The sequence below is a fragment of the Psychrobacter sp. genome (genome assembly GCF_018260395.1).
Classification (GTDB): Bacteria; Pseudomonadota; Gammaproteobacteria; order Pseudomonadales; family Moraxellaceae; genus Psychrobacter.
On sequence record NZ_JAGLBC010000150.1, the window covers coordinates 1 to 5,628 of the forward strand.

5 protein-coding genes are annotated in these 5,628 nt (G+C 38.5%); all 5 read right to left on the reverse strand.

Annotated elements, in window-relative coordinates; translation table 11 throughout:
* On the reverse strand, positions 1 to 836 hold an 836-nt coding region (locus tag QZ265_RS09530), incomplete at its 3' end, for an MBL fold metallo-hydrolase (RefSeq protein WP_296405642.1).
* Between the two features lie 5 nt (positions 837 to 841).
* The gene (locus QZ265_RS09535; RefSeq protein WP_296405644.1) at positions 842 to 1,327 is read right to left on the reverse strand and encodes a MaoC family dehydratase; all 486 of its coding nucleotides are present in this window, start codon (positions 1,325 to 1,327) and stop codon (positions 842 to 844) included.
* Positions 1,328 to 1,573: 246 nt separating this feature from the next.
* Positions 1,574 to 2,863, reverse strand: a complete 1,290-nt coding sequence (locus tag QZ265_RS09540; RefSeq protein ID WP_296405646.1) for an adenylosuccinate synthase — start codon at positions 2,861 to 2,863, stop codon at positions 1,574 to 1,576.
* Positions 2,864 to 2,975: 112 nt separating this feature from the next.
* Positions 2,976 to 4,271, reverse strand: coding sequence for an ATP phosphoribosyltransferase regulatory subunit (locus tag QZ265_RS09545; RefSeq protein ID WP_296405648.1), 1,296 nt, complete (start codon positions 4,269 to 4,271; stop codon positions 2,976 to 2,978).
* 692 nt (positions 4,272 to 4,963) lie between these two features.
* The coding region (locus QZ265_RS09550) for a transposase (RefSeq protein ID WP_296405650.1) at positions 4,964 to 5,628 on the reverse strand (665 nt) is incomplete at its 5' end.

The window sequence follows — 5,628 nt, forward strand, 5'->3', positions numbered from 1 at the left end:
AAAGTATTAGGGCGAGACATGATTTTGTCTGCCACTGCTTGCGTATAAGTCGATTCATGCACCAGCAGATCCGTATTTGCTACTGCCTCGCTTAGCAGTGCAGGCGTATCATTATCACCTGCCACAACAACTTTTAAGCTTTGACTGTTTCGTTTAGTATAATCAACAGACTTTAGCTGTCTGCCATCTTCTAATACAACATCTTCCCCTGCTTGTAGTCTACCCCATGCACTGCTTGGCTTAATGCCCTCTGCTTTAAGTTTATCAATATCAAGTTTAATGGTTTGCAGTGTCTGAGTAAATTTAAAGGCGTATGAGGCAACTCGATGAGACAGCCTTACAACTTCAATAACAAGACGATGTGAGGCTGACAATTGAATGATAACACTATCAGATATGACCTTATCTTGAACGTCCGTATTTGCTATAAATAAGTGCTCTATCGCAATAAACTCAATATTAAATGGTAAATATAGCTGTGTGGTTTGTTGAATTACTTCTAAAAATTGCTTAATGGTTTTTGGCGCAATAATAGTGAGCGTGTCCTTTCTACCCGACATTGCCATGCTTGCCAGCAGTCCGGGCAAACCATAACAATGGTCACCATGAACATGAGTTATACAAATAACCCTTAATTGTTGGCTACTAATATTTGTTTTTAATAATTGATGTTGGGTAGCTTCACCACAGTCAACCAATACCCAAGGTCTTTTTTTAGGGCTAATTTGACCGCCGTGTGTTGCAAATGGATTTAGACATTCAATGGCAAGCCCCGTTACATTTCGGTTTTTAGTTGGTACGCCAGCTGAAGTGCCTAAAAAGGTCAGATTTAGCATAGGTACTACTGATGACCAACAACAAGTTCATTATTTAACGGTGGTATGCCCGATGAACGACGGAACGCTAACATCGTGCAGGTAAATAATTGCACAACTTCATTATGTTGATTAAAGGTCTTTATTTCGACTACCACCATACCTCGATCAGGTTTAGACCTTGAAGATTTAATCTCTATAACTTCGGCTTCCACTCGTAAAGTGTCCCCAGGATAAGTAGGCTTAGGCCAACTAATTTGCGCTGCTGCTCCTATTAGCCCTGTTGCGATAGGGATGCTCTCGACCATTAAACGCATGGTAATACCTGCCGTTTGCCAACCGCTGGCAACCAACTGCCCAAAGAAGGTATTTTTTGCTCTTATTTCGTCAATATGATAAGGCTGCGGATCGAAGCTATTGGCAAACTCTTTAATCTCTTCAAGATTTATACTCTCTTCTCGACTAACCCATTTATCGCCTACTTTTAAATCTTCTAAATACAATTGATGCATTATTATTCCTTAAAGATTATTTTTTAAAATGTATTTCTTGAAATTTTTATAATAGAAACGAATCAACTTTAACGTAAATATAAGCTATTTATCAATTAGATAGCCAATAATTTTCTATTAGTTCAAAACAAAGATATTTTATCTTGCAAAGACATAATAAAAACCCTATACCAACTTAGTCGATATAGGGTTATCTTTAATCTTCATTTACAATATATGCTAAACGTTTTAAAAAATTATAATCTATTAAGCATCATAAGGATCGCGTAATACAATAGTTTCATCACGATCAGGACCTGTGGAAATGATATCTACAGGACAGTCAATTAGCTGCTCAATGCGCTTTATATAAGCTTTAGCTTCTTCAGGTAGGTCATCATAGTTAGTAATACCTACTGTTGAGCCTTTCCAGCCAGATAAAGTTTCATACTTAGGTGTAACAGACTCATAGAATTCGCCATCATGCGCACCAGCACATTCAGTTTCAGGTAACTCATAACCTACCCCAATGCGGATTTCATCAAGGCCATCTAATACGTCAAGCTTGGTTAAACAGATGCCTGATAGCGAATTTAGTACTACCGCACGGCGAAGTGCTTCAGCATCAAACCAACCACAACGACGAGCACGGCCAGTAGTTGCGCCAACTTCATGACCCACTTTAGCCAAATGAGCACCCACATCATCAAACAATTCTGTAGGGAATGGACCACTACCCACACGGGTGGTATAAGCTTTGGTTATGCCTAATACATAATCTAAGTACAATGGGCCAATACCTGTACCAGTCGATACGCCACCTGCTGTGACGCTTGAGCTAGTAACGAAAGGATATGTACCATGATCAATGTCTAATAACGTTCCTTGAGCACCTTCGAACATTAAATTTTTACCAGCAAGGCGAAATTGGTTTAGCTCTTCAGTTACATCGCAAACCAAATCTTTTAACTCATCTTTCCACTGTTTGCATAAAGCAAAGGTCTCATCAAAGTCAATCGCATCAACTTTGTAGTATTGAGTTAATTGGAAGTTATGGAAGTCAATAAGGTTACGAAGCTTTTCGTCAAGGTCATTACGAAAAAGATCAGCAAGCTTAATAGCACGGCGTGCCACTTTATCTTCATAAGCGGGACCAATACCACGGCCTGTAGTTCCGATTTTACCAGAGCCACGCATGGCTTCACGTGCTTGGTCTAAAGCAATATGATAAGGAAGAATTAGCGGACAATTTGGCGAGATTCTTAATCGCTCACGAACGGGAACATTATTGCTCTCAAGCTCTTTCATCTCAATTAAAAGCGCTTCAGGTGACAACACCACCCCATTACCAATGAAGCAGGTAACCCCTTCACGTAAAATGCCAGAAGGAATAAGATGAAGTATCGTCTTTTTACCGTCTACCACTAAAGTATGGCCAGCATTATGACCCCCTTGGAAGCGTGCTACCGCAGAAGCTTTTTCAGTTAGCAAATCAACAATTTTACCTTTGCCTTCATCGCCCCATTGGCTACCAAGTACTACGACATTCTTTCCCATAACAAATCCTTAACCGCTTATGTTGAACTGTAAATATTAAATTGCGTCATTGTAGCGCAGTTATTTTGAGCCCGAAAATTAGCTTATCATCTTAATCTTAATCTTATTAATTTTATAAAGCACTTAACACCCATTCACCATCTTCTAAAATCAACTTATGTGTCACATTATTTGGCACATCACTTTCACTTAAAGGACGAATAACACGATGACCTAAATCACGTAATTCTGAAATCTTATTGGTCAAATCATTTTTAAGTTTAGCATTATTAACGTTTTGCACGCTTTGAATGTCAGCATAATTCACCAAAACCAGTTTAAACTCATCTAAATTGATATAGCGTTGCAGTCGCGTCACTTCTAAACTAAATCCTATTGCACTACGCGATGGCAGCTCTGTTGCAATGGCAGGCGATGCACTACTTGAATCATCATAACTTTCACCATTAAATCGTCCTCCACGTACGACTGCCTGTGATTCATTTTCAAAATAGGCATTAAAGACGATACCAGTATGATAGTGATAACCAAGCTCGGTAATGTCAACACTGACATTACTTTGATAGGTGTCTTTGATATGTGCAACCATTGTCTGTACTTCATTTACAGCTTTGATTATAGCTTCATCACTGGTAGCTGTATCTGACAAAGCCTGTTTTAACGAAGCCATATCATGACCATAAACTGCCAACTGGTAAAAATCATTGCCCATAGGCAAATCTTTACAAACCTGCTTTAGCTCTGGCAATGCTTTATTGGCATACAAATTCATCAATACCGAAGCATCGCTTGGTGATAATACCGCTAATTCTTTTAAACGTGCAAAAATTGCCACATGACCAATATCTATATGCAGATGTTTTTTTAAATTCAGATTGTCAATTAAACAATACAACACATCTATCAATTCAATATCTGCATCAAGGCTATCACTACCAAATATCTCTGCACCAAGTTGTAATGGGGTACGCGAGCCGAATAGGCCATTTGGTAGCGTGCGAATAACATGACCAGCGTAGCAATAACGAGCTATTTGATTGGCTTTGCCCAATTTATTTAAATGGGTATCAATACGTAGGATTTGCGGCGTAATATCAGCACGTACACCCATTAGACGACCTGAAAGCTGATCGATAATCTTAAAAGTTTGACGCTTTAAGTCTTCTGAAGCATTACCCAATAATGACTCAGTAAATTCAATCATTGGAGGACAAATTAAGTCGTATCCACGACTAATTAGCAATCGAGTTAGCTTATTGCGTAACCATTCTTGCTTTTGTGCTTCTTCAGAAAGTAAATCGCTCACCCCATCTGGTAGTAACCAAATGTTATCAATATCTGCTACGTGGGCTAATTTATCAGAAGACTGGCTTTGGATTTTATTAGGGATAATAGAACTATCAGACACAAGTAATCCTTGTTTGGAGGCGATACTTATTATTAAAGTAGACTGGCCATTACCAAATCGTTAGTTAAAGTGTATTAGTAATCTTTACTTTAAGAATTTAAAAAAATTGAAATATATAAATTATTGTTAGCTGAGTACTGACCTATTACTAATAAAAGTAATAACATTGTAATAAAATATATTAAGCATATATAGCCTGTGCATTTTGGCTGAGCACACAATTAAACGGCATACACCGTTTTGCTGCAAATCTTTAACCACAATATCAAACCACGAATTTTTATATTGAAACTAGCCGATTTAATATCTATAAATTAGAGCTTACGCCATAGACACAAGCATGGTTTTTAAGTTAGAAATTATTCTAATCAAAAGAACTAACGCTAACCTTTGAACGCCATTATAGGCTACTTTAGCATTACGCTATATTTATTCAGCATTCAATCAGCTTGGTAATTTATGAGTTTAAGTCTAGCATAGCTCGTAGCTTTCGCCTAGAGAAACCCTAGATAAAACTATAAATTCATCACTCGATTCACGGCTTAAGTGGATAATTTAACGTTGTGACTATTATCGTTATGACTAATTGATAAACCTACTATTAACTTAGCTTAATCGCAACATCAAACCAATCATCAATTTTAGCGTACACATCAAATGTTTATTGTATTGACTTCCACCCCTCCCTAAAGTTAGGGGATTCCTTCTGCAAGACGGCCAAGCCCGACCGCAAGAATGTTTTTACTGGCATTGATATCTCTATCATGCCGTGTGCCACACTTAGCACAAGTCCATTCTCTTATTCCAAGCGATGCTCTACCTTTCGGACTACTCTCGCTTATTTGGCGACAGTGTGAGCAAGTCTGGGTAGTGTACTTCTCACCCACTATCTCAAAACGGCAACCTGCGTTCTCGCATTTATAGATCAGTTGTCGTTTAAGCTCAAACCAACCGGCATCGTAAACCGATTTGGCTAGTTTGCCTTTTTTATTGTTAAATTGATTGGTTTTAACATCACCCACCACGATTAGGGCATTGTCTTTGACTAATTGGGTGGTGAATTTGTGTATCAGGTCTTGGCGTGTGTTTTTAATTTTGGCATGGATTGCCTTGGCACGCGGTTTGTTTTTGGCTCTTTGAGCAATGGCTAACTCTTTGGCGTATTTTAGCGTTTGTTTGATTTGTAGTTTATCACCATTTGAGACGGTGGCACTATCTTTTAATCCCAAATCTATGCCAACACTACCTGTACCGCATTGTGTTTTGGGGTAGTCTTTGACGGTGATAAACGCATACCAACGGTTACGGCTGTCTTGGACAATCTCGCAGGTGTTGATTTGGTATAGGCTTAAATTGT